25 protein-coding genes are annotated in these 24,141 nt (G+C 52.1%); 7 read left to right on the forward strand and 18 right to left on the reverse strand.

Features of this window, described 5'->3' with window-relative positions; genetic code table 11:
• Positions 1-121: 121 nt before the first annotated feature.
• The 13 genes from FW415_RS18680 to FW415_RS18740 form a co-directional block, all read right to left on the reverse strand.
• Positions 122-1,000 carry a cupin-like domain-containing protein gene (locus tag FW415_RS18680; protein WP_148388086.1) on the reverse strand — a complete coding sequence of 293 codons (879 nt, stop codon included), beginning with the start codon at positions 998-1,000 and terminating at the stop codon, positions 122-124.
• A gap of 97 nt (positions 1,001-1,097) precedes the next feature.
• Positions 1,098-2,420, reverse strand: a complete 1,323-nt coding sequence (locus FW415_RS18685; RefSeq protein ID WP_148388088.1) for a hypothetical protein — start codon at positions 2,418-2,420, stop codon at positions 1,098-1,100.
• A gap of 103 nt (positions 2,421-2,523) precedes the next feature.
• Positions 2,524-3,486, reverse strand: coding sequence for a signal recognition particle-docking protein FtsY (ftsY, locus tag FW415_RS18690; RefSeq protein ID WP_148388090.1), 963 nt, complete (start codon positions 3,484-3,486; stop codon positions 2,524-2,526).
• Positions 3,487-3,592: 106 nt separating this feature from the next.
• On the reverse strand, positions 3,593-3,763 hold the full coding sequence (locus FW415_RS18695) for a DUF4295 family protein (protein WP_148388092.1): 171 nt from the start codon (positions 3,761-3,763) through the stop codon (positions 3,593-3,595).
• A gap of 97 nt (positions 3,764-3,860) precedes the next feature.
• Positions 3,861-4,043 (reverse strand): 50S ribosomal protein L33, encoded by a 183-nt coding sequence (rpmG, locus tag FW415_RS18700; protein ID WP_074238941.1) that lies wholly within the window; start codon positions 4,041-4,043, stop codon positions 3,861-3,863.
• 32 nt (positions 4,044-4,075) lie between these two features.
• Positions 4,076-4,315, reverse strand: coding sequence for a 50S ribosomal protein L28 (gene rpmB / locus FW415_RS18705; RefSeq protein WP_148388095.1), 240 nt, complete (start codon positions 4,313-4,315; stop codon positions 4,076-4,078).
• 116 nt (positions 4,316-4,431) lie between these two features.
• Positions 4,432-5,022: a carboxymuconolactone decarboxylase family protein gene (locus FW415_RS18710; protein ID WP_148388097.1), complete on the reverse strand. Its 591-nt coding sequence runs from the start codon at positions 5,020-5,022 to the stop codon at positions 4,432-4,434.
• Positions 5,023-5,149: 127 nt separating this feature from the next.
• Entirely contained in the window at positions 5,150-5,704 is a 555-nt protein-coding gene (locus tag FW415_RS18715) for a peroxiredoxin (protein WP_148388099.1), read from the reverse strand.
• Between the two features lie 935 nt (positions 5,705-6,639).
• Positions 6,640-7,368 (reverse strand): bacillithiol biosynthesis deacetylase BshB1, encoded by a 729-nt coding sequence (bshB1, locus tag FW415_RS18720; RefSeq protein ID WP_148388101.1) that lies wholly within the window; start codon positions 7,366-7,368, stop codon positions 6,640-6,642.
• 69 nt (positions 7,369-7,437) lie between these two features.
• Entirely contained in the window at positions 7,438-8,037 is a 600-nt protein-coding gene (locus FW415_RS18725) for a DUF4294 domain-containing protein (protein WP_246858803.1), read from the reverse strand.
• A gap of 31 nt (positions 8,038-8,068) precedes the next feature.
• On the reverse strand, positions 8,069-9,064 hold the full coding sequence (locus tag FW415_RS18730) for a carboxylesterase (protein ID WP_148388104.1): 996 nt from the start codon (positions 9,062-9,064) through the stop codon (positions 8,069-8,071).
• Between the two features lie 107 nt (positions 9,065-9,171).
• Positions 9,172-11,670 carry a cytochrome c biogenesis protein CcsA gene (gene ccsA / locus FW415_RS18735; protein ID WP_246858804.1) on the reverse strand — a complete coding sequence of 833 codons (2,499 nt, stop codon included), beginning with the start codon at positions 11,668-11,670 and terminating at the stop codon, positions 9,172-9,174.
• Positions 11,671-11,793: 123 nt separating this feature from the next.
• A complete protein-coding gene (locus FW415_RS18740) occupies positions 11,794-12,195 on the reverse strand; it encodes a cytochrome c maturation protein CcmE (protein WP_148388106.1) in 402 nt (133 codons plus the stop codon).
• A gap of 134 nt (positions 12,196-12,329) precedes the next feature.
• On the opposite strand from FW415_RS18740, the gene FW415_RS18745 reads away from it, so the two are divergent.
• From FW415_RS18745 to FW415_RS18770, 6 genes are all read left to right on the forward strand, one after another.
• The gene (locus FW415_RS18745; protein WP_148388108.1) at positions 12,330-13,364 is read left to right on the forward strand and encodes an agmatinase family protein; all 1,035 of its coding nucleotides are present in this window, start codon (positions 12,330-12,332) and stop codon (positions 13,362-13,364) included.
• A 37-nt stretch (positions 13,365-13,401) separates the two neighbouring features.
• The gene (locus FW415_RS18750) at positions 13,402-13,956 is read left to right on the forward strand and encodes a hypothetical protein (protein WP_148388110.1); all 555 of its coding nucleotides are present in this window, start codon (positions 13,402-13,404) and stop codon (positions 13,954-13,956) included.
• Entirely contained in the window at positions 13,957-15,252 is a 1,296-nt protein-coding gene (locus FW415_RS18755) for a radical SAM protein (RefSeq protein ID WP_148388112.1), read from the forward strand.
• A gap of 65 nt (positions 15,253-15,317) precedes the next feature.
• Entirely contained in the window at positions 15,318-16,199 is an 882-nt protein-coding gene (locus FW415_RS18760; RefSeq protein WP_148388114.1) for a hypothetical protein, read from the forward strand.
• A gap of 54 nt (positions 16,200-16,253) precedes the next feature.
• Positions 16,254-17,738, forward strand: coding sequence for a DUF5723 family protein (locus tag FW415_RS18765; protein ID WP_148388116.1), 1,485 nt, complete (start codon positions 16,254-16,256; stop codon positions 17,736-17,738).
• 12 nt (positions 17,739-17,750) lie between these two features.
• Positions 17,751-19,052, forward strand: a complete 1,302-nt coding sequence (locus FW415_RS18770; protein WP_148388118.1) for a folylpolyglutamate synthase/dihydrofolate synthase family protein — start codon at positions 17,751-17,753, stop codon at positions 19,050-19,052.
• Here the strand turns inward: FW415_RS18770 and FW415_RS18775 are convergent.
• The 5 genes from FW415_RS18775 to fbp all read right to left on the reverse strand — a co-directional run bounded on the left by FW415_RS18775 (position 19,037) and on the right by fbp (position 22,713).
• Entirely contained in the window at positions 19,037-19,594 is a 558-nt protein-coding gene (locus tag FW415_RS18775) for an NUDIX hydrolase (protein WP_148388121.1), read from the reverse strand. The two genes, FW415_RS18770 and FW415_RS18775, sit on opposite strands and share 16 nt — an antisense overlap.
• A gap of 17 nt (positions 19,595-19,611) precedes the next feature.
• Positions 19,612-20,142: a YfiT family bacillithiol transferase gene (locus FW415_RS18780; RefSeq protein ID WP_148388123.1), complete on the reverse strand. Its 531-nt coding sequence runs from the start codon at positions 20,140-20,142 to the stop codon at positions 19,612-19,614.
• Positions 20,143-20,164: 22 nt separating this feature from the next.
• On the reverse strand, positions 20,165-20,929 hold the full coding sequence (locus FW415_RS18785; protein WP_148388126.1) for an ABC transporter ATP-binding protein: 765 nt from the start codon (positions 20,927-20,929) through the stop codon (positions 20,165-20,167).
• Positions 20,930-21,131: 202 nt separating this feature from the next.
• Complete coding sequence (locus FW415_RS18790; RefSeq protein ID WP_148388129.1) at positions 21,132-21,647, reverse strand: CAP domain-containing protein; 516 nt, start codon at positions 21,645-21,647, stop codon at positions 21,132-21,134.
• A gap of 58 nt (positions 21,648-21,705) precedes the next feature.
• On the reverse strand, positions 21,706-22,713 hold the full coding sequence (fbp, locus tag FW415_RS18795) for a class 1 fructose-bisphosphatase (protein WP_168208890.1): 1,008 nt from the start codon (positions 22,711-22,713) through the stop codon (positions 21,706-21,708).
• A 154-nt stretch (positions 22,714-22,867) separates the two neighbouring features.
• Between fbp and FW415_RS18800 the strand changes: the two genes are divergently transcribed.
• Positions 22,868-24,133, forward strand: coding sequence for an aspartate kinase (locus FW415_RS18800; RefSeq protein ID WP_148388131.1), 1,266 nt, complete (start codon positions 22,868-22,870; stop codon positions 24,131-24,133).
• Positions 24,134-24,141: the final 8 nt, after the last annotated feature.

Genomic DNA, 24,141 nt, shown 5'->3' on the forward strand with positions numbered 1-24,141 from the left:
ACACGCTTTGATTTTACAGCAGGCAAGCTGTTTTGAGTGACTATGAGTCTTGGTGGGAAGGTGCAAAGCTAACAATAAATATTGAGATTATTAGTATTTACAATTATTTAACACCTGTTTTTCAGGCCAGATGGCGTTTCATAGCCCTTTCTGCGCGTTGATTGGCCACCTTCCGCTTGTATTGATACCACCATTCCGGCGCCACTTTAATGAGGAGGTTATTCATGCTCCGCAGGCCGGCGATGTGGTACAGGCCGTTGAGCTTGCCGGTCAGGCTCTGGTCCAGGGCACGGAGGCTCATGGCGAAACCGCCGTCCATATACTCCATATGGTGCCAGTAGCCGCCGGGCATGAACATGGTATCCCCATGCTCCAGGATGGTCGTGTACCCGCGGGCGTACCGGAGCGCCGGGAAGCCGTTCTCATCCAGTTGCTCGGCCCAGTTCACGAAACTGGCCGCGCTTTCCACGGTCATGGGCATCCGGTAGATCAAGTCCGACTGGCTATTTTCCAGCAGCAATACCCTTTTCCGGCCGATGAACTGGGTGTGGAAGATGTGGCTCAGGTCGATGTCGTAATGCATATGCGCCACGGAGCCTGCCCCGCCGACAAAGAGCATGGGGTATTTTTTGAGGAAGCCCCTGGCAAGGAAGTCCGGCCAGGTAAAATCATTGACCAGCTGCGGTGCGTGCTGGAAGAGATTGAACAGGAAGATGCGCAGCTTCACCGGGCCCTGCTGCACCATATCCAGATAGTCCCTGAAAGGGATATACTCATCCGCCCCGTTCACCAGCGTTCTGGCGCCTGCCCGCTCGTTATTGTAAACCCCTACGGTGGTATCACCCACGATGGATTTGAAATAGTCCCAGGTCCATTTTTCGCAAGCGGGCCAGGTTTTCGACAATCCTGTAATGATCAAGGGTTTACGGGGTTCATAATACTGGGTCCTGAAATCTTCTGCGGATATGCTGTCAACTCGATCTATGGATTGCACTTGCATAAAGACGAATTGTTATATGGGAAAAACAATTTAACATTCAAATTTAAGCAATTGCATGATTCATCGCGCAGGGTGTAAAAGGTTGAAAATTTGGGGGTTAACGGGTGTTTTGAGGCGGCTGCCGGCCGGCGCTGATCCTTTCCATTTCGGCTGTCATCCGTTTATTGGTGGCTATAAGGGAGTCGATCTGTTTTTGCTGGGCGATGGTGTACAGCATCAGTTCTTCTATCTTCTGGAGGAGTTTCCGGTCCATTTCGCCGAGATCGATGCCTTGTTCTTTTACTTCCTGCCCGGAGGGAATGCCGGGTAAATGCTGACGGGTTTTGATGTGCTGCTCTACTTCGGTCAGGGAAGGCAGTGCGTAACCTTCCTGGAAAACGTAGTCCGGCCAGCTGCCGTAGGCTTTTACTTTTACTTTGGTGAAAAGGCCGCTGCCGTTGACGGCGAGTTTGTGGCCGTGGGTGGTGGTGGTGCCGATGCCCACGCTGCCGTCTGCTTTGACCATCATGAGGTTGGTGCCGTAACTGTTGACGGCGAGGACGTTGTTGTTTAAGAGCTTTGAAGCGTACTTACTTCTGCCCTCCAACACAACGGCTGCAAAAGACACATCACCCCCACTTGGCACAACGTCTTCTGCTTCTCCTTGTACAAAGATTCCCAAAACTCTTCCAGGTGTCAGACTTCTTCCCTGAATGCCAGGATAATACGAGCCGGTTGCGGATGTCCCATTAGATATATTCAAAAAGGCATCAGCAGGAGGAACATCCCCAAACGTAAACTTGGCGATATTGAGGTTTGATTGGGAATGGGCGTGTAGTGAGGCCCATGGGTTGGTTGTTCCGGCGCCAAGCCGGCCCTGTATGCCTACAGGGTAGAGTGTTTGCAAGAGCTGCACATTCGTAACGTTTTCATCAGCCACCAGTAGAAAAGCGTCATTCTGCGTGTAACCCGTAAAAGAGAAAGAATAAATCGAAGGACCGTTGGCAATTTCCAGGGCCATATAGCTGGTTCCATTATAGACTAATGTGACCAACCTCGCAGGTTCGCTATAGCTGACAATACTACCCGTGTTATAATTATATGCTGATGCCGTATTAACTTCTACCGTCCACTTTCTATTTCCAGCACCAACCGCCCCTCTTACTCCACTAATTTTTCCCATCACGAAATGGTCTGCCAGCAATGTGCCGGTGTAAATCTGATGGAGTAACATATAATTAGGACCTTGTGCATCCTGTGTTACCCCAGCTATGCCCCTATTCACATAATAATTCCGACCATTGTCCACCACATGCAACTTACTCGCCGGCGAACTCGTTCCAATACCAACATTCCCGGAAGGGGTGGGAAAGACATTCTGGGCAGAAGCGCCCATTGCGGCTAACACAAATACGGCCACAAACAAACAAGATACTTTCATAGATAATCGGGTTTACAATTTGCCGACAAAATAATTCATCTTCCGTTATAAACAAAAATGCCTGCCAGGATTCCGGCAGGCAATTCTCTATAAAAAGTTACGGTCAATCATTCAAACTGAACAGCGAATCCACAAACTCCTGTTTGTCAAATACCTGCAGATCCTCCATTTTCTCCCCGATACCGATATATTTCACCGGGATCTTGAACTGGTTGGCAATCGCCAGCACCACCCCGCCTTTGGCCGTGCCATCCAGCTTGGTGATGGCCAGTGAGGTCACTTCTGTGGCGGCCGTGAACTGTTTGGCCTGCTCCACTGCGTTTTGCCCGGTAGAACCATCCAGTACCAGCAACACTTCATGCGGCGCGTCAGGGATCACTTTGTTCATCACCCTTTTGATCTTGCTCAGCTCATCCATCAGGTGCAGTTTATTATGGAGGCGGCCGGCCGTATCAATAATAATAACGTCTGTGCCTTTCGAAACCCCGCTTTGCACGGTATCAAAGGCAACAGCGGCGGGATCGGAGCCCATTTGCTGTTTCACGATGGGCACTCCCACCCGGTCGCTCCAGATGGTCAGCTGGTCCACCGCGGCAGCGCGGAAGGTGTCCGCCGCGCCCAGCATCACATTTTTGCCTGCTTTCTTGAAATTATAGGCGAGTTTGCCGATGGTGGTCGTTTTCCCCACGCCGTTCACGCCCACAACCATGATCACATAGGGCTTTTTACCTTCCGGTACATCAAAATCCCGGAAACCACTGTCCGGCGCATCTACCAGCAACGCTGCAATCTCTTCTTTCAATATCCGGTTGAGTTCACTGGTATTCAGGTACTTATCTTTCGCCACACGGTCCTCTATCCGGTTAATGATACGGACGGTCGTATCCACGCCAACATCAGCGGCTACAAGCGCCTCTTCAAGATTATCCAGTACTTCGGCGTCTACGGTGGATTTGCCGGCAACAGCGCGGCTGATGCGGGAGAGGAAACCTTCTTTTGTCTTCTGCAGCCCCTGATCCAGACTTTCTTTCTTTTCACGGGAAAAGAGCTTATCGAAAAAACCCATGGGAATCAATTACAATTGTCAATATGGTCACAAAAATAAGGCATAAACGCAAAAAGCCGTCCGCCACAGCGAACAGCTTTCGTGCAGTATGATTAGTAAAGCCGAATTACTTTTTGAAAAACTCCGCAACAGTATCCTTGTGGATGATCTGCCCCTTGAAGGTATAAGCACCGCTTTTGGGAGAACGCTCAGCCCTGATCACTTTCGTCCACACTTTAGATTCTGCAGCCGCCTTGGTATCTTTTACTTTCGAGTTTTTTGAAGTTTGTTTTGCCATTGTATAAATGTTAATCGTTAATTGTAAAGTGTCAATCGTCAAGAGCTAATCGTAATTGAAAGCTGCACGATTAACTACCAGGCAATTAAAACTGACCTTATTTAATTTCTTTGTGCACCGTCACCTTCCTCAGGATAGGGTTGTACTTTTTCAGCTCCAGGCGCTCCGGAGTGTTTTTCTTGTTCTTGTTGCTGATGTAGCGGGAAGTTCCCGGCTGTCCGGAGTTCTTGTGCTCCGTACATTCCAGAATAACCTGTACCCTGTTACCTTTCTTTGCCATTTTGTATGCTTATTAAGATGATCCTTAATGAATTAGATACCTTTAGTGCCTGCAGCGCGCAGATCTTTCACTACTGCGTAAAGGCCTCTTTTGTTGATCGTTCTCAGACCATCGGCAGACACTTTCAATGTGATCCAACGATCTTCCTCCGCCAAAAAGAAGCGTTTGGTTTGCAGATTAGGCAGAAACCTTCTCTTTGTCTTGATGTTCGAAAAAGATACGTGATGACCCGTAATTGGTTTTTTCCCTGTCACCTGACATACTCTTGCCATGTTCTAAAAAATTTTGGACTGCAAAAGTCGCATTAATTTATGTAATTATCAAATTATACCGTCTGTTTTTATTCACACTGCCGGACCACTGTCCATTTTTTTGGACAAACGCTTCCTCAAAGCAATACCCCCAGGCTCCTGATAACCGCACCCAGCCTCACCGCATCCAGTATCCGCTGCTCTGCGGTACCATGTTTCAGCAGGGCCTCTTCATGCGAAGTTACGCACATTTCGCATCCGTTCAATGCGGACACCACCAGGCTCAACAGTTCAAAGAACTCCTTTCCGGTCACCGGGTTGGTCATAATGCTCATCCGGATACCGGCCGGAGCCGTCTGGTAGAACCCTTTGCCCACAAAATGGCGGAAACGGTAAAATACGTTATTGGCATTCATCAGGGAGGTGCAGCTCACCACTTCGGCCACTTCCTTATCCGTTGCTCCGGCAGCCAGGGCCAATTGCTCCAGCCCCTGCTGCAGCACGGGCACCTTTTCATTGACCGCAACGGCCAAGCCCAGCAGATAAGCTTCCTTCTTCTGCAGCGTAGCGGCTTCCAGAGCATTGGTCACATTGATCTTCAGGTCTTTCAGATAGCGGGCATCTGTGGCGGCCAGGGCCTGCAGCTTCGCCGGCGCTTCCGGAACGGTTATCCCTACTGTCTGCAGCACCTGCTGCGCGGTATCTTGCGTTGTATTACTTGCGAACACGATAATAAATTGAAAATGAAAAATGGGAACCTGTAAAAATCAACAGCCAAAAGCAAAAACAGCGGCCCATTCGCTTCTGCACAACATCTTCCGCCCTGCCCTTACTTTTGACTGTTCAGTGCCTTGGTTATGCATTCAGCGTAGCCTCGCCTTTCTGCCAGTTGCAGGGGCACAGTTCATCTGTTTGCAGCGCGTCCATTACACGGAGCACTTCCTTCACGTTACGGCCTACAGAGAGGTCATAAACGGAAGTCCAGCGTACGATGCCCTGCGGGTCAACCACGAAAGTTGCGCGGTAAGCGATCTTTTCTTCTGCTTCGAGGATACCGAGCTCTGCTGCGAGGCTCTTGGAAGTGTCTGCCAGCATGGGGAACTGCAGGCCGCGGAGGTCGTCATGATCTTTCCTCCAGGCGAGGTGCACAAATTCCGAATCAGTAGAAGCGCCGATCAGGATAGCATCGCGGTCAGCGAAATCCTGATAGTGCTTGTTGAATTCCGCAATCTCGGTGGGACAAACGAAGGTGAAGTCCTTCGGCCACCAGAACATCACCATCCATTTACCGGAAGCCTTGATCTCCTCGGAGGTGATGTCATAAAACTCCTTGCCTTTTTCGATAGAAACTACTGCCTTTTTTGCGAACGCCGGGAACTCCGCCCCTACTGATAATACTGCATTTTTCATGATACTTATGTCGATTTATTGATTTAATGCTATGCTAATTCGTAAAGCCGCCGCAAAGTTCATCTTCCGGCCGATATAAATCAAATAGATTTCTCAACAGTCCATATAAAATTTATCTATACTATTTTCTTTTTTGATAGAGACCATGTCATTCAAACCCAATACCAGCAATAATCCGGCATTTCCGGAGCATTCCAGGGGTAAAAATCATGGCTGTTTTTAACAAATCCCCGTAACCTTTTGGCACGTTATTTAGTTATATAGTTAGCAAGAATTAAAACGACAGGAAATGAAACTCAGAAATGTACTTTTAGCGATCCTTACGGTTGGCCTTGCTTTGATTCCGTTTATCAAAAACAGCATCAACAAACAAGATGAATTTGACGCTACGCAGGATTTATTCATCTAGTTTCGGCAAGTCATGATGACCCGAATGAAGGGCTGCCCCGAAATTTGCAACATGACTGCAGCGGGTTCCATTGGACCGTATCTGACATATGCCGGCCAAAGGCTGGTATAGGATATTGTTTTGTCCCTCCTCCCGAAGGCTCCCTCCAGGAGCGCAAATAACGCGCTCTTCTCACCAACACACGGCTATACGCCGGTTAAATACTGCTTACGTTTACACCATCCTCACTGGTTAGTCCCTTTGGCCTTATCCTCAAAAGGACTAAAGGATTGACACCACTAGACGCTACCCATACGTGGTAAAGGTTGTGATAAATGGTAAAAAGGGCCATCATCCGCTCATGGCAGGTAGATAAAGTACCTATGAAGTACTGTTAAGGCACTGTTGAAGTACCCATAAGCCACATCTATAAAAAGATACTTTATCTGTGCAATGACAGTATACCAGATTTGCTTTGACCTGTCATCTCCCCCCTGTTGTAAAACGGGCTGCTACTCCCTCATTCAGGGCCGGTCATGCCCTATGCTCAGGTCGTTTCATTGATCATATCCATCAAATTCCTCACGCCCAGCATCTTGGCGGACGTGTAGCCCTCCGCATAAGGCACCCCTACCATTTTGCCAAGCATTTTAGCCCGGTACAGCACGCTGTCGAAGAATTCCGGGGAGGAGATATAGGTTTGCGGCTCATGGTCTTTTTCCGCCATAAACTGGCTTTTAAAGCACCTGATCGCTTCCATCTTCTTTTCGATCACGGCGGTGATATCCACCACAAAATCGGGCTGATGGAACCGATCCTGCAGAAAATGGTAGACCTGTTTAGGGCGCCATGCCTGCTGAGGCTGACCATTATCGGACGTTTCGATCTTTCTCAAACCCGCCATAAAGCAGCTGTCGGTAATCAGACGGGCCGCCCGGCCATGGTCGGGATGCCGGTCATCTACCGCATTCGCCAGTACGATCTCCGGCCTGAACTTGCGGATCGCACGGATCACGGCCAGCTGGTCTTCCCGCGTATTCTGAAAAAAACCGTCCGCCAGGCCGAGGTTTTCCCTGACCTCCAGGCCCATCAGCGTGCAGGCGTCCTGCGCTTCCTGTAACCGCCCTTCGGGTGTTCCGCGGGTGCCAAGTTCTCCCCTGGTAAGGTCTACAATACCTGTTTTCAGCCCTTGCTGCGCATGTATCATTAAAGTGCCGGCGCAGGACAATTCTACATCATCCGGGTGCGCGGCGATCGCCAGTATATCCAGTTTCATATTGCTCGGAATTTTGCTCCGCGAAGTTCGGTTATATGGAAGGATGTTCCAAATGTGAAGGGGGAATTGTCAATAGAACCGGCTGTACAGCTCTATTTCCTGTACGATCATCTCTATATCCCGGTCGTCCTGCGAGTTGAATTCGCTTTTGAGGTTCCCGCCGAAGAAGAAGGCTACGGTCTGGTAAACACGGGCATTGAAGCCGCCTTTCAATTCCTTGATGATCTCGTAACAGTTCTCGCCGGTTTCCCGGTGAATGAGCTTCATCAATACCTTGCCCTGGTAAACGGAGAGGTTCTCGAGCTTGTCGCCGAACTCTGCTTTCAGCAGTTTTTCCTTGTTGGCAAGATAGGCTTTACGCTGTTTTTTATTGGGGATGGCTTCCAGTTCCTGGCCCACATCTTTCAGCACCCGGGAGGCGGAACGGGCGTAGGGATAGGTCACATAAACGGCATTCCGGAGGCGTGTCCACCGCTGGCGCTGTTTCCGGAGGCGCTTCGGCAGCTTGTCCACCACCTCCACAATGGGCAATGTAATGGAGGGCATCAGTTCAGATCCGTTCAGCGCCATCCTTACCGCAACGGTGTCTGTAGCTGTCCGCTGTTGGGCGGAAGCTGCATATGCCAGGCACAGGATGCACAAAACGGCGATGATCGGAATGCGAAACACGGAATAGACGGTTTATGATACAAGATACGAATTAGTTCTGATTACGGGAGACCGCTTTCCACCACTGCGTAATGGCCGTTTCAACGGAAGGGATATCCTTTGAAGTGAGGCTGGACCCGATGACGTGAGCGCCCGCATTCGGGATGGGCACCGCACTTTTCAGACTGTCCGGCGTTCCCAGCTGCCGGTGCATATCCAGGATGGCGGAAACTTTGACGGTCGGGTCCTGCTCCTGCTCGTTCTTGTAATAATACAGGTTCAGCACTGGCTGATGCACTTTGGCAAAGGTTTCCGGCGTCATGGTGTTCACCACCAGGTTCTCCAGTTCTACAACGGCCTCCAGGCGGTATTTCGTGTACCAGTATTTCGCTTTTTCAGGATTTTCAGGAATGTATTCGAAGTATTTTCCGCCCCTTACCAGCCGGGCGATCTCCAGCCCCCAGGGCTCGTCCACCATGGCGATCATGGCTTCATTGATGGAAATATTGGGAGATAAATTGATGATGGCGGCCACATCTCCCGGATACTCCGCAGCCAGCGCCAGCGCCAGGGTGCCGCCGGTGGAAGTGCCCATCAGGATGACCTTCTCCCCCAGCGCTTTGCCGATCGCCAGCGCTTCCTTCGCATCCCGCAGCAGGCCGCTGGCGGTCATGCCCAGCAACGCTTCCGAAGTATCTATCCCATGCTGGTCCAGCCTCGCCAGGTAAAGATTATAACCGAACTGCCGGGCAAAGTCCATATGTACAGGATCGCCTTCTTTCCGGCTGGCGGAAAATCCGTGCAGGTACACTACGCTGTAAGGGGTTTTGCGCTGCAGGGAGTCCATCCAGATGATACGGGCTTCATTTTCGGGCTTGAGTTGATGGCGGGCTTCTTTCTGCAGTATATATTGCTCCAGCGCGGCCGGGGCGGACGGCACCTCGGGCAAGGGGCCTTCCAGCACAGGTGCGGAGGGCTTCGGGCCCAGGAAGTAAATGGTGACCAGCAATGCGATCAGCACAAAAAAAGTACGGAGAAAACGACGCATAGGTCAATAGGATTTGAGGGCTAATATAGGGATTAAATCCGGTCCGGCTGAAAGGAAAGACCGCTCAGCCGGACCGGCCACATGTTCCGCGGGTATGAACGATGCAGTTAACGCCTGATACGCTTGACGATGCTCATGGCAAAGCCTATGGTCATGATCAGGATACCGATCCACAGCACATTGATATACGGGAATACCAATGCTTTCAGCACCACATAGTCCATCGGTTCACGGCTTTCCTTGATCTCCAGTTCTACTTTATTCTCGCTCGGCAGTATTTTGGTGAACCGCACGGCCAGGGAGAGCGGCGCCAGGGTATCCGGCACATTGCTCTGGAAGCTGCTGTCCCGGATAAAATATACCGGCTGCAGGTTGAAGTCGCCGTTTTCACGGGTATGCACATACAGGTCCGCCCCTACCGCAATATCCCCCGGTTCCGGACGGTAGTTTTTGCTCACCGGCTGCGTTTTCAGTGCGGTAAGCACCATAAAGCCCTTGGAGAAGAAGATGGTATCGCCCTGTTTTACGGTATGCGGTGTGTATGGCAGGCTGTCCGTCACCACATCTTTCCGCGGCACGGCCGTTATATAAGTAAAGATGTCTTTTGTCAGGTAGTGCTTGGAATCCGGGTTGGGTGTGATCCCTTCCTGCCCCCTGATGTTCAGGTAAGCATCCGGGTAGAGGGTAAACCGTTCGGTGGCCTCGTCTTCCAGCCTGTCTTTCTTCTCGTATTCCATGATAAAGAAGGTCTTTTCCTTATCCACCACGTCTATGGAATCGCCTTTGTAGGTCACAAAATACGGTCCCATCTGCACGGGCAGCCCTTTGGGCAGCATGAGGTTCTCGCGGGCATTCTGACCGCTTTCCTTCGTGAAATAACCGGTCAGCACCCCCATATTGTCGATGGACAGCACCTGTTTTTTGGAGGAGGAGATAAGGATACCGAGCAGCACCAGCCCGAAGCCGATGTGAGCAACGGAACCGCCGGCTGCTTTCAGCTTCCCTTTCAGGCCGGTGAAGATATAGCCGAGGTTGGCCACTACCGCGTACACGCTGGCGAACAGCATCAGGTAAATGGCTACCAGGAAGCCCGCGCCATATTCCAGGTAATTGATCCTGCCGATCCACCCGATCAGCACGGTAATGCCCAGGGCGATCAGCGTGGGCCATGCCAGTTTGTTCAGCACGGTGCCTTTGGGCGTATCCTTGTATTTCAGGTATTGTACAACGGCTGTCAGCAACCCGATGATGGACGCGATCCATATCTGCACCTGGTTATAGTGGAAGGTGACATCCCCGGGGGTGGCAAAATCATCCAGGTTGAAGAGCTTTTTCAGGCCGAACAGGCCGAGCAGCTGGTTCCACACAGGGATGGAGGTACTGAAGGTGATCTGTACGGCGGACACCAGCAGGATGAGGGAACCGACGAACAGCCAGAACTCGCGGGAATACGTGCTTTCTTCCTTGTTGATCTTCGGAATTTCCCGGTTCCGGCGTATCAGCACCCAGAAGGCGGGGATGGCGAATACGGCCATGGAGATCAGCAATTGTCCGCTCATGCCCATATCCGTAAAGGAATGCACGGACGTTTGCCCCAGCACACCGCTCTTTGTCAGGAAGGAGGAATACAGGATGAGGGTATAGGAAATAATGAAGAAAAAGAAGGTGGAACGGAGGGCATGGCCGGAGTGGCGGAACGCCAGCATGGTATGCACACCGGCTACCAGCGTGAGCCAGGGTACGAGAGAGGCGTTCTCTACCGGGTCCCAGGCCCAGTAACCGCCGAAGGTAAGGGATTCGTAAGCCCAGGCAGCACCCATCATGATACCGGTGCCCAGCATCATGGCGGCAAACAATGCCCATGGCATGGCGGGCTTGGTCCATTCGCCGTACTGACGGGTCCATAATCCGGCCATGGCGTATGCAAAAGGCACCAGCACGGAGGCGAAACCGAGGAACAGCACGGGCGGGTGGATGACCATCCAGTAGTTCTTCAGCAGCTCATTGAGGCCGTTACCATCTACGAATTGTTTGAATTGCAGGTAGTTGGGGTTCTGGAACACCGGAGATTCCGGGGAATCCTGCCGCATGAGCAGGAAAGGGTTGCTGCCAATGCGGTGCTCGAAACCGGGCAGGTCGATATAAATCCCCAGCAGCATAGAGCCCATCATTACCTGTGAAAAGGCGATCACGGCCATTACCGGGGCTTCCCATTTTTTGGAGGTATGCACCAGCACAAGGCCCAGCACACTCTGCCAGACGCTCCACAGCAGAAAACTGCCTTCCTGCCCTTCCCAGAAACAGCTGAACAGGTATTTGACCTCCAGGTCCCGGGAGGAGTGCTGCCAAGCATATTTATACTCAAACAGGTGATTGGCAATAATATAATACAGGATACCAAATACGGCGAAAATGGAGGCCGACTGCACATAAAAGGCCCAACGGCCCATCCTGCGCCAGGATTCCTTGCCCGGCTCCGCCGTTGCCTTCACGCTGCAGTAATAAGATACTGTGGCTACCAGGGAAGCTACAAATGCCAGAATGCTGAAAAAATGTCCAAGTTGTCCGGGTAATAAATGCTCCCCTATGTAATTGATCTGTTCCAAGTTAAAGCCGTAAGAAAGTTTATGAAAATCCGGTTTGCCGCTGTTCAAATAATAAATGTAAGCCCGCCATCAGCGGGCTTACATACGAACGATATACAGTTATTGTTTAAACAAGGTGAACCATTAAATATTTTCCGCGACGCTGTTGGCCGTCTGCTGATCCTTGTATTTGGAGGGGCATTTCATCAGTATCTGGCTGCAGTGAAACTCGGAGCCCTTCATTTTCCCCGTCAGTACCAGTTCCGTGGATTTTTCGAAATCTGTGGGACGGGTGCCGTTGAAGATCACTTTGGTCACCTCACCGCTTTTGTCTTTCATGTAAAAACTGAAGTAATTGGCATCGGTCACGGGATCGTAGATCACTTCCTTGCTCTTGTCCAGCGCACCGATCACCTTGATCTCCTTCCCTTCTTTCTGCCTGGCCGTAGCGAAGGTCTCGTAGGTACTGAAATCACCCACCAGCATTACCATGCCGGCCACACATGCTGCGATCACCACCAGTAGAATTATACTTGTTTTCTTCATCCTTACCAGAATATTAATGTACAAATGTAGCCAAAAAATGAATGGAGGGTACTGATATTCGTCAGGTTTCCCCCCTTCCGGAACCGATTTTTACCATTACCTTTGCGGCGAAATAAGCAAAGTAATGATTTATCATGGCTGATCTATCGAATTTTGATCCCAACTCGCCGGGGCTGCTCTCGAATAACATTTTCGGACTTCCCTTCAGTGAGGAAGAGGCCCGGCTGGTACTGCTGCCGGTGCCATGGGAAGTGACGGTGTCGTATAATAATGGTACAGCCCGCGGCCCGGAACATATTTTCAAAGCCTCCCGGCAGGTAGACCTTTACGATGCGGATGTGGAAGATGGCTGGAAACAGGGCTTTTACATGCGCGAAAGCGACCGGCAACTGCTGTTGCGCAGCGACTACCTCCGCAAGGAAGCCGAGCTTTACCTGAAATTCCTCAGCGAAGGCGGCGATGTGAACGATAATGAATTTCTCCGCCGCTCCCTCGATGATGTGAACAAAGGCACGGAGAAAATGAACGACTGGGTGTATAACCAGACCAGCGAGTTGCTGCAGCAGGGTAAACTGGTGGGCCTCGTAGGTGGAGATCACAGCACACCTCTCGGATATTTCAAGGCCATTGGCGAGCACCGCGGCGATTACGGCATATTGCAGATAGATGCGCATTGCGACCTCCGGGAAAGCTACGAAGGGTTCAGATATTCCCACGCTTCCATCATGTATAATGCCCTCCATGAAGTACCGCAGCTTAAAAAGCTTGTACAGGTGGGCATACGCGATTACTGCGAAGCCGAACTGGAATATATCCGCAACAGCAATGGCCGCGTGGAAACCTTCTTCGATCAGCACATCAAGGAAAAAATGTTTGAAGGCGAAACCTGGAAAAGCATCTGCGACAGCATCGTGGAAAAACTGCCGGAACAGGTCTACATCAGCTTTGATATCGACGGGCTGGACCCGAAGCTTTGTCCGCATACCGGCACCCCGGTTGCCGGCGGGCTGGAAGGGCCGCAGGTCTTCTATCTCTTCCGCAAGGTGGTGGAGAGCGGCCGCAGGCTTATCGGCTTCGACCTGAATGAAGTGAGCGCAGGCCACGATGAATGGGATGCCAATGTGGGCGCCCGCATGCTTTTCAAATTGTGTAACCTGATGGTGAAATAAGCATATGTACAGATTCCGCATATTACATCCGAACGCTATGACAAGGCTGCGCCTGCAACCCGTAATGCACGGTATGGCGGGGCTGCTCTTCCTGTTCAATGTGATCGGCGCATACAAAATGAAGGAACCAAACTGGCTGATCGTAGCGCTGTTCATGATCATGAGCCTGGCCAGCATCACCTTTCCCTTTATGATGCGCCGCATCCGCAAGTTCGGGGAAGCCAATTCTCTGCTGCGCACGCTGCAGGCCTTCACCCTCCTGAGCGGCAGCCTTTATTTTTTATCCCATATGCAGCCTGTGGTCGGCGGCACCCTGTTACTTGCCGGCCTCGGCATGGCTTATATCGGCTACGCCGAATACCGCATTCTGCAACCCGCTTTTGTGCGGATAGACGAGCACGGCATCACCCTGCCCACACTCTTCTCCACCCGTCATATCAGATGGAATGAAATGAATAACGTAGTTTTGCGGAACGACCTGTTTACGCTGGACTTCAGAAATAACAGGCTCCTGCAGCTCGAAGTACTGGATGAAATATCCCCTTTGCAGGCGGCGGACATGAACACTTTTTTTCAACAACGCACCAACTAGATGAACGTTTCTCCATATTTGATGTATTCAGACGGTAAAGGGAATATTTTCGAGGATACCTCCCTCTATGTTACCGGCCGCAGCGGCTGGGACGCATTGCCCATACCGGATGATGAATGGATAGCACTGCCGGATGGTGGCCAGCTGTATGAGCTGCCCGGCCGGCGCGGGATAGGGATAGATGTGGAAACCGGGGAAATGCGCCTTTGCGAAAAAGGCTGGGCCGTGGCTGCCTTCATTCCGCCTGCGCACACCGGCTTTTATATCGCCGCATACGAAACCGCGCCAGACGCCCCCACCCTTCCGCTGTTCTGCTACACCGCCGCGGGATGGTTCGACGACAAATTCTATGTTCCCGCCCAACGCATCGAACAGGATATCCGCCAGGAATGCGCCGGATTCGATGATAAAAAAGTGAAAGGCGGCGTAAAGGAAATGCTGTCCGCCTACCCGCACAACCGCCTCGTCAAACACCTGGCGGAGAATTGTGCGCTGACCTATCACTGCCCCGCTGCCCGGAATTATTTCATGGGCCGCTGGGAATGCCCGATCCCTTCATCACCCGCATGCAATGCCAACTGCATCGGCTGCATCTCCTTCCAGCCGGAAGACGAGCACATCGTTTCCAATCAGGACAGGCTGACCTTCAAGCCAACGGCCGCAGAGATCGTGGAGTTCACCGTTCCTCACCTGGAAACCGCACCTTATCCCATCGTGAGTTATGGCCAGGGCTGCGAAGGCGAGCCGTTGCTGATGTGGGAGACCATCCGCGAATCCATCATCGAGATCCGCAAACACACCGCCAAGGGAAGCATCAATATCAACACCAACGGCAGCAAACCCAATGCCGTACGCGAGCTTTGCCGGGCAGGGCTGAACAGCATCCGGGTAAGTCTCAACTCCGTACGGGAGAAGATCTACACCCCCTACTACCGGCCCAACAACTACCAGTTCAGCGATCTGGCAGAAAGCATAAAGATCGTCCGCGAACACGGCGGATGGGCATCCATCAATTATTTTGTATTTCCCGGCATGACGGACAGTGTGGAAGAATACGAAGCCCTGCGCACTTTCATCCGCGAAACCGGCCTGAACATGATCCAGTGGCGGAACTTCAATATTGATCCCGACTGGTACCTCGGTAAAATTGGCGTAACGGAAACCGGTGAATGCCTGGGCATGAAACAGATGATGGAATTGATCCGGGAAGAATTCCCCGACCTGAAATATGGTTATTTCAACCCTCCGATGGAACGCATCAACGGCAATTACGAGCTGGATTTCGCCCATTTCTAAAAGAAATGTTATCATTCAGGCCACCACTAGAGACCTGACAAAAAAACATTATCTTTGGTTACAAGATGGCAGATCAAAAAAAAGAAAAGAATCTTAAGGCGCTCGGCATTACAGTTGCCGTGCATGCGTTGGTGTTGGTAGCATTGCTGATGATCAGCTTTTCTGCGCCGCCACCGTTGCCCGATCAGGATCTTGGCATGGAAGTCAATCTTGGCACTTCAGATGACGGTATGGGTGATGAACAACCGTTGAATCCCAATCCGCCAGCCGCCAGCCGGCCGATACCCGCACCGGCTCCCCCAACGCCTTCCCAGGCGCAGGAAGCCGGAAACACCCGGGAACTGGCCACCCAGAACGAAGAAGATGCGCCGGAAGTGGCACAACCAGTCAAGCCTGTTGCCAAACCTAAAGAGATCGCCAAAACCATCGAGACCAAAACAGCAAAAACAACAGCCAAACCCAAAGCGGAAACTCCTCCCACACCACCGGCGCCGCAGAAACCGAAAGCCGTATTCACCGGCGGTTCCTCTACCAGCGCCAACAGCGGTAATAACGCCAACGGTTCCAATAATTCCACCGGAGAAGGGAATACAGGAAAGCCGGGAGACCGCGGCGTACTGGACGGAGACCCTAATGCCAGCGGCTACACCGGCACACCGGGCAGCGGCAGGGGCGCATCGGATTTCCGGCTGAGAGGGCGTAACCTGGTCAACCGGCCGGACGCTTCCTGGGACGGCAATGAGACCGGGTATGTGGCCATCAACATTAAAGTAAACAGGGAAGGTAAAGTAATAAGCGCCACCTATACACTGAAAAATTCTACCATTAACAATCCACAGGCTATACGCATTGCGAGGGAAGCGGCATTGAAGATCAGGTACAATGCCAGCACTGAGGCCCCGGAAGAACAGTTCGGCACCATCCGCTTCTATTTCAAACCGCAGTAAAAGAAGAATAATACGCGGTTTTTCCCGTTTATATTACTAACCGTAGCCGATTCTATGTTCCAACGCTCAAAGAAGTGCTTTCTGTTGATAGCGGGATCACTGGCCGTTGCTGCTGCACAGGCGCAGATCTTTCCGGGATATCACACCAGCCAGTATGCAGGCATTCACGCCGTGCCCTTCAATCCCGCGAGTGCAGCGGGTAGCCGTTACCGTTGGGATGTGAATATCGTCGGCGCTGACGTCCGGGCCGGCAATACCTATTATAAAGTTGACAAAGCCGCGCTGCTCTCCAGCGATACCCTCCGCAAATTCGCAGACTATTTTCCGGATACCAGCGCTACCCGCAGACAATATGGATGGGGAAGCGCCGACCTGATGCTGCCCTCCGGGCTTTATGCCATCGACGAGCGGCAATCCGTCGCATTCACCTGGCGGCTGCGTGGCGCCGCTAACGGCGGCGGCATGGAAACTTCTACCGCCAACTTTTTTGCTGTCAACTATCCCGATCCCCGTTATTTCGACCGTACCATCGCTGAAAAATATACGGCCGCCTTCGGCCATTCCTGGAATGAGTTCGGCCTCAGCTATGCCAGGGTCATTAAAGATTATGGCGATCATCGCTGGAAAGCCGGCATCACCCTGAAATACCTTGCCGGCCAGGCCGCGGGGTATGCGGTGGGGCGGGACGGCGCTTTTGTATATAACGATGATGGCAGTGTAGACATCAACAGCGGCAAGGCTGCCTATGCCTGGAATGAGGAACTGTCTACCGTGGAGGACAACGACTGGATGTCGCTCTACAGCCCCTTCCAGAATCCCGGCATCGGTGCGGATATAGGGATTATCTATGAATGGCGCCCCGACTCCGATGGCTTCGGTTCCCGGTATGAAGACGGCACCTGGAACCCCGATGCAGATACCTGGAAGGCGCGTTTCGGCATTTCTATCGTGGACATCGGCGGCATCAGCTACCAAAAAGCGGCGACAAGTGCGGACCTGAACCTGGTGGCCGAGCATCTCGACCGCCGCCTGCTCAACCGGCAGCGCGGGGAAACCATCGATCAATACGCCCAACGGGTGAGCGGATATTTTACCCGGGAAGAAACCGATGACCGGTTCTTCATGAACCTGCCCACCTCCGTTAACCTGATGGGTGATTATAATTTCAACGACCGCTTTTTTATCAGCGCCAGCGCCACCATCGGCCTGTTAAGCGGCACCACGAATGATAACAAAACGCATGCGCTGACGCAGCTCCTGATCACCCCGCGGTACGAAACCCGTCACATCGGGGCATACGTGCCCATTTCCGTGAACCGCTTCGGCCAGGCGGACGCAGGCCTGGGCTTGCGGCTGGGACCGCTGGTGCTTGGCTCCGCCACACTTTTCAGCAACCTTGCAAGAAGCCGCGTGGATCATGCGGACGCTTTCGTAGCTTTGCGCGTAATTCCCATCCGCTTCTCCAAATGGAGCTGGGATAAGGGCGGCGACGGCATCTTCCGCAAACGGAAGAATAATCTCGGTTGCCCTCCTATGTAAGCGCAAGGCAACATGAACTACCAACAAACCATCGAATATCTCTACAGCCGCCTGCCCATGTTCAGCAAAGTAGGCGGGGCCGCTCTCAAGACGGGCCTGAACAATATCCGCAGCCTTTGCAGCACGCTGGGCAACCCGGAAACACAATTCCATACCATCCATATCGCCGGAACTAACGGAAAAGGCTCTACGAGCCATATGCTGAGCGCCATACTGCAGCAGGCCGGCTATAAAACCGGGCTGTACACCTCCCCTCACCTGTATGATTTCCGGGAACGCATCCGGGTAAATGGCAGGATGATCCCGGAAAACACCGTTACGGATTTCGTACAACGGATACAGCCGGAGATCCCCCGTATTGATCCCTCCTTCTTTGAGGTTACGGTGGCCATGGCCTTTGAGCATTTCGCGGCGGAGAAAGTGGATATCGCCATTATCGAGACCGGCATGGGCGGGCGGCTGGACAGTACCAATATCATCACTCCCCTGCTCTCCATCATCACCAATATCAGCTTCGATCACATGCAGTTCCTGGGGAATACCCTGTCGCTGATCGCCGCGGAAAAAGCCGGGATCATCAAACCGGGCATACCGGTGATCATCAGTGAAACGCAGGCGGAAACAACACTGGTATTCCGGGAAACGGCTGCACAGCAACAGGCTGCCATCTATTTTGCCGATCAGCATTTCAGGATCACAGCCAACGTGCCGGATATGGAAACCCTGCAATTGACGGTACAGGAAACGCAGACCGGCGAAACCCGTTCCTATACGCTGGACCTGCCGGGCCACTATCAGCAGAAGAATCTGCCCGGCGTACTGCAGGCGGTGCAGCTGCTGCGATTGCAGGGCTGGCGGATCAGTGAAGCACAACTGACCGCAGCGCTTCGCCAGGTCAAGCGCCTTACCGGTATGGGCGGGCGCTGGGAAGTGATCGGCCGGCAACCGTATGTTGTACTGGATGTGGCGCACAATGAGGCCGGCATACGCATGCTCCTGGAACAGCTCTCAAGAATGCCGTACAAAAAGCTGCATGTGGTGACCGGTTTTGTAAAGGACAAAGATGTACCGGCATCCCTGGCGCTGCTGCCCACTGATGCCGTTTATTATTTCACGAAAGCCCAGATCCCCCGTGCGATGGACGAGCTGCAGCTCCTTGAGCTTGGCGGCCAGGCGGGCTTGAAGGGCAGCGCCTACCCCAATGTTCCGGAAGCCTATGCCGCAGCCAGCGCAAAAGCGGAAGCGGACGACCTGATCCTCGTATGCGGCAGTTTCTTTATTGTAGGCGATATGCCCCGTCAGGAAAGGGATTGAAGTGAGCGGTATTTTTGCAGGGCAAAAAATATGCAGCTGACGTGCAGGCTCTGCATGAAGCGGTTATCCCGCAATAATTTTTCCACTTCTTCCACATCGGTCAGCACCAGTTCTATTTCCTCATTCTCATCCAGCTCCTGTTCCTGCACCTTCTTTCCGCCAACGGCCAGGAACATATGGGTAAGGTTCGTACTGGTAGAGGGGTTATGTGATACAGCGCCGAGATGGTAGACCTCCGGGAAAGCGTAACCGGTTTCCTCCAGCAGTTCCCTTTTCACGGCAACTTCAGGATCGGCATCTGTTTTATCCATAACGCCGCCGGGTATTTCCAGGAGCGTTTTCCCGAGGGCGTGCCGGTATTGTTTCACCAGTATGGCCTTTCCGTCAGCGGTGATAGCCAGCGCATTCACCCAGTCAGGGTACTCCAGCACAAAATACGGGTCAACGATCGTGCCATTGGGGGTCTCACATTTGTCGCGGCGCAGGGTGAGCCATGGCTCTACCCTGTAGAGGTATTCCGATTCCAGTAGTTTCCAGTCCATGTATGATGATTGATTGTTTACTTCCATCCTTCCCGTTCTTTCAGCCGCTCGATGTGCGCATGGTGATGCAGGCCATGCCAGGCGTAATTGGCCAGGTGTTTTGACAAGGTGTATGAGGCCTGATTTTCGGGATGAAAAAAGGTGAGGTCCCAGTCCCGCGCCTCCATATGCTCATACACCGCTACCCAGCGGGTGTGCAGCGCATGCAGGAGGGTGACGGATATGTTCACGGGGGTATGTTGCACATCAGGCAACTCCGCCCAGGAGGCTTCCCGGTATGGTTTGATGGTTGGATTATCTTCCGTGAGGGCCAGTTTGAGGCGGATGAAACCGTTCATATGGGAGTCCGCCAGATGATGAACGACCTGGGCGACCGTCCAGCCGCCTGGCCTGTAGGGTGTTTCCAGTTGATGGGCGTCAAGGTCCTGTACAGCCAGTTCTATCAGCGAGGGCAGATACCGGATGTCGTTGATAAAACGTTTGCGCATTTCAGCGTTGATAATTGCAGGCGCTTCAAACCGGCCGATGGGATAACGAAGATCTTCCATATCCGTAAATATTGAGTGTTTGCTATTCTTCCCGCAGGTCCTTCCCCGTCAGCTGAATGAACACATCCTCGAGGTTGGCCGGCTTCACTTCCTTTTTGCGTTCGAAACCGCCGGCTACGAGCTGGTCGATCAGCGCATCGGGAGAATCCAGTGCAATAACGCGGCCGCTGTCCACGATCGCACAGCGGTCGCACAAAAACTCCGCTTCATCCATATAATGGGTGGTGATCACAACGGTGGTCCCTTGTTCTTTTACCTGCTGGATCAGCGTCCAGAGGTTGCGGCGCGCCTGGGGGTCCAGTCCCGTTGTCGGCTCATCCAGGAAAATGATCCTGGGTTTGTTGATCAGGGTGGTAGCAATGGAAAAACGTTGCTTCTGGCCGCCGGACAAAGCTTTGAACTTCGCCGTGGCCTTGTCTTCCAGGTTGAATTCCTTCAGCAGCTCGCGGGCATTCACCGGCTGGTTGTACAGTCCCCCGAACAGTTCCACCAGTTCCAGCAGGTTCAGCCCGGGGTAATATCCGGAGGATTGCAGCTGTACCCCGATGATCTTTTTAATGGCTCCGGGGTCTTCATCCAGGTTGATGCCATCCACGATCACCGTCCCGGAGGTCTTCTGCCGCAGGGTTTCAATGATCTCCAGGGTAGTGGATTTCCCGGCGCCATTGGGACCGAGCAGGCCAAATACCTCATTTTCATACACATCGAAGCTGATCCCTTTCACCGCCGTGAAATCGCCGTACTGTTTCACCAGGTCTTTCACCTCTATGATCTTCCGTTTTTCCATGTCGCCAATTTACGGCAAAAAAATTTTGGGGAAGAAGGGAAAATGTACACGCTATGCGCTGGCTCAACCGTTCAATAAATGCTCGTTGCGCAATCACCCGGAAAACCTTGTCCCTGTTTGCAGATGGCCCATTTTGCAAAAAAGGGGTACCCGCACATGGATACCCCTTTTTCGATAAATGTAAATTTTGTGACCGGATCAGCTATTTGGATGCCGCCGGTTTGTTGATGAAGATCTGGGTGAAATAGGTAATATTCCCTTTCCCCTTTGCCGTACCGATGCCGATCATGTTAAAGTTGCCCAGCATGTTCTTGCGGTGGCCGGGGCTTTTGATCCATCCGTTCACCACAGCTTCGGCGTTCAGGTTGCCGTAGGCCACATTCTCCGCGGCAGCGCTTACACGGCCCAGCTTTTTGGAGATATCGTCGATACGGCTTTCAAAACCATCATGGCCGAATGCGCTGCGGCCATTGGCCATGGACCTGCTGTGTCCGCGCGCTTCCGTATTCAGCACTTCATTCATCACCAGGGCGGCGAGGCCTTTGGATTTACGGTACTTGTTAACGTAGTAAAGAATGTCCTCTTCCATATTGCCGGATGATCTCACCGTACCGGTGGCTGCGCCGCTCACCGGTTTGCTGCAGGCCAGCGCCTGGGAGGATAAAAATACGGCGACGGATAGTACAAGGATCTGGTAAAATTTCTTCTCTCTGAACATGTTTCTAAAAACGGTTTATTAAAGGATAAAATTGTGCGAACCAATATCGCGCCAGATTTTACCGGATGACAGCCTGCACCGTTTCGATCATGTTCTTTGAGCCGATGAATACGGGGATGCGCTGATGCAGCTCCGTGGGTTTGATATCGAGCAATCGCCTTTCGCTGTCTGCAATAGCGAGCCCTCCCGCTTTTTCCATGAGGAAGGACATCGGGTTGCATTCATAGCATAACCGCAGGCGGCCCTGGCTGTATTTTCCGAACGCCGGGTACATGAAAATGCCGCCCTGTATGAGGGTGCGGTGGATCTCGGAGACCATGCAGCCCACGAAACGGTGGCGGTACACCTTTCCTTTATTATCCTTTGCCATGAACAACTGGATGGCTTCCCGGGTCTTTTCGTCGTACAAATGGTAGTAGCCCATGTTCACTGAGAAAATATCACTGTCTTCCGGCACCTTCAGGTTGGGGTGCGACAGGCAGAACTCGCCGATGCTGGGGTCCAGCGTAAAGCCCTGCACGCTCCGCCGGGTGGCGTACACCAGCATGGTGGAAGAGCCGTAGATGATGTAACCGGCAGCGATCTGGCGGTTGCCGGGCTGCAGGAAGTCCTCCAGCTCGCAGGGCGTGCCATTGGGCGTCAATCTGCGGTAAACGGAGAAAATGGTGCCGATAGAAACATTCACATCAATATTGCCCGAGCCGTCCAGCGGGTCTATCAGCACAACATATTTTGAATTTTTGGAATGTTCGTCAGTAAAAGGGATAAATTCTTCATTCTCTTCGGACGCAACACCACAGCAATAGATGCTGGTTCCCAGTGAGTTGATCAGCTGGTCATTGGCAAATTCATCCAGTTTTTTAACAGATTCTCCCTGTACATTGGTTTTGCCGGCTTCGCCGAGAATATCCGCAATACCGGCTTTGTTCACTTCTACATTCACTCTCTTTGAGGCCAGTCCGATATCCCGCAAAAGGCCTGATAGCTGGCCGGTTGCACCGGGGTAATTACGCAGTTCCTGGATAGTGAACTCGTCCAGGGTCATCACTCGTTGGTTCAGTTTCATAAACGTCAGGTTTTGGTGTTGGTTTGGGTGGGCTAAATTAAGGGAATCGCCTCTATTTCAAGGGAATTGTCATTTTCTGCGAGATAGATTTTAAAACAAATCTAAAGTTGCCGTACTTTGCCGAACGATTTTTTAACAGAAGAGGATTTCCTTTATGAAAGTTTTCAAATTTGGCGGCGCAAGTTTAGAAACCATTGAGCGCATTCAACAAGTAGGCAAAATCATCCAGTCCTGCTCAGATGACCAGCTTCTCGTAGTGATCTCTGCCATGGGAAAAACCACCAATGAACTGGAAAAGGTGGCGCAGAACTACTTTTTGCGTAAACGGGAGATCGCCGCTCAACTGTTATACAATATAGAACAATACCACCTCCAGGTGGCGGAGCAACTGCTCGGCACAAGGGAACATAACCTGTTCATCCAGCTGCAGCAGTTCTTTACGGAAGCGGAATGGACCCTGGGTGAAAAACCGCTCCGGCCATATGATTACTATTATGATCAGATAGTGGGACTGGGGGAACTGCTCAGCACCGCTATCGTCAGTGCTTACTTTAACCAGACCGGCATTACCAATGTATGGCTGGACGTACGCGATGTGTTCCGCACAGATGATACGTTCAGGGACGCGAATATCGATTGGGAGGTAACGCAGCGGCAGGTAAATGAAAAAGTGCTTCCCCTCTTCAATACCGCCAATATCGTCATTGCACAGGGCTTCATCGGCAGTACGGACCAGAATGAAAGCGTCACCCTCGGCCGTGAGGGCAGTGACTTTTCCGCCGCCGTATTCGCCAATCTGCTGAATGCTGAGAGCCAGACCATCTGGAAGGATGTGGAAGGCCTAAAAAATGCCGACCCCAAGCTCTTCCCCAATACGATCAATATTCCCGAGATCAGTTTCGGAGAAGTGATAGAAATGGCCTACTATGGCGCGCAGGTTATCCATCCGAAAACGATCAAACCGCTGCAGAACAAACAAATACCGCTATACGTTAAATGTTTCCTGAATAAAGACCTCCCCGGCACCGTGATCCGCGAAGATGCGGACCATCGCTCCCTGCCGCCTATCATCGTGCTGAAAAAGAACCAGGTGCTGATTACCATCACCTCCCGTGATTTTGCCTTTATCACGGAAGACAAGATCAGTGAGATCTATGATATCTTCCATGCCAAAAAGATCAAGATCAATCTCACCCAGAACGGCGCGATCAGTTTTTCCTGCTGTATCGATAATAACCCGGAAAAAATAGAGCTGCTGATCAAAGTCCTGCATGAAGGGTTCAGGATCTCCTATAATGAGGGACTGGAACTGCTCACCGTCCGTCATTATAAAAACGGTTTGCTGGATGAGTTGACCAATGGGCGGAAAATACTGCTGGAGCAGCGGTCTGACAGTACCGTGCAAATGGTGGTGAAATGATCGGTTGC

Origin of the sequence: Chitinophaga sp. XS-30, assembly GCF_008086345.1 — a bacterium.
Taxonomy (GTDB): Bacteria; Bacteroidota; Bacteroidia; order Chitinophagales; family Chitinophagaceae; genus Chitinophaga.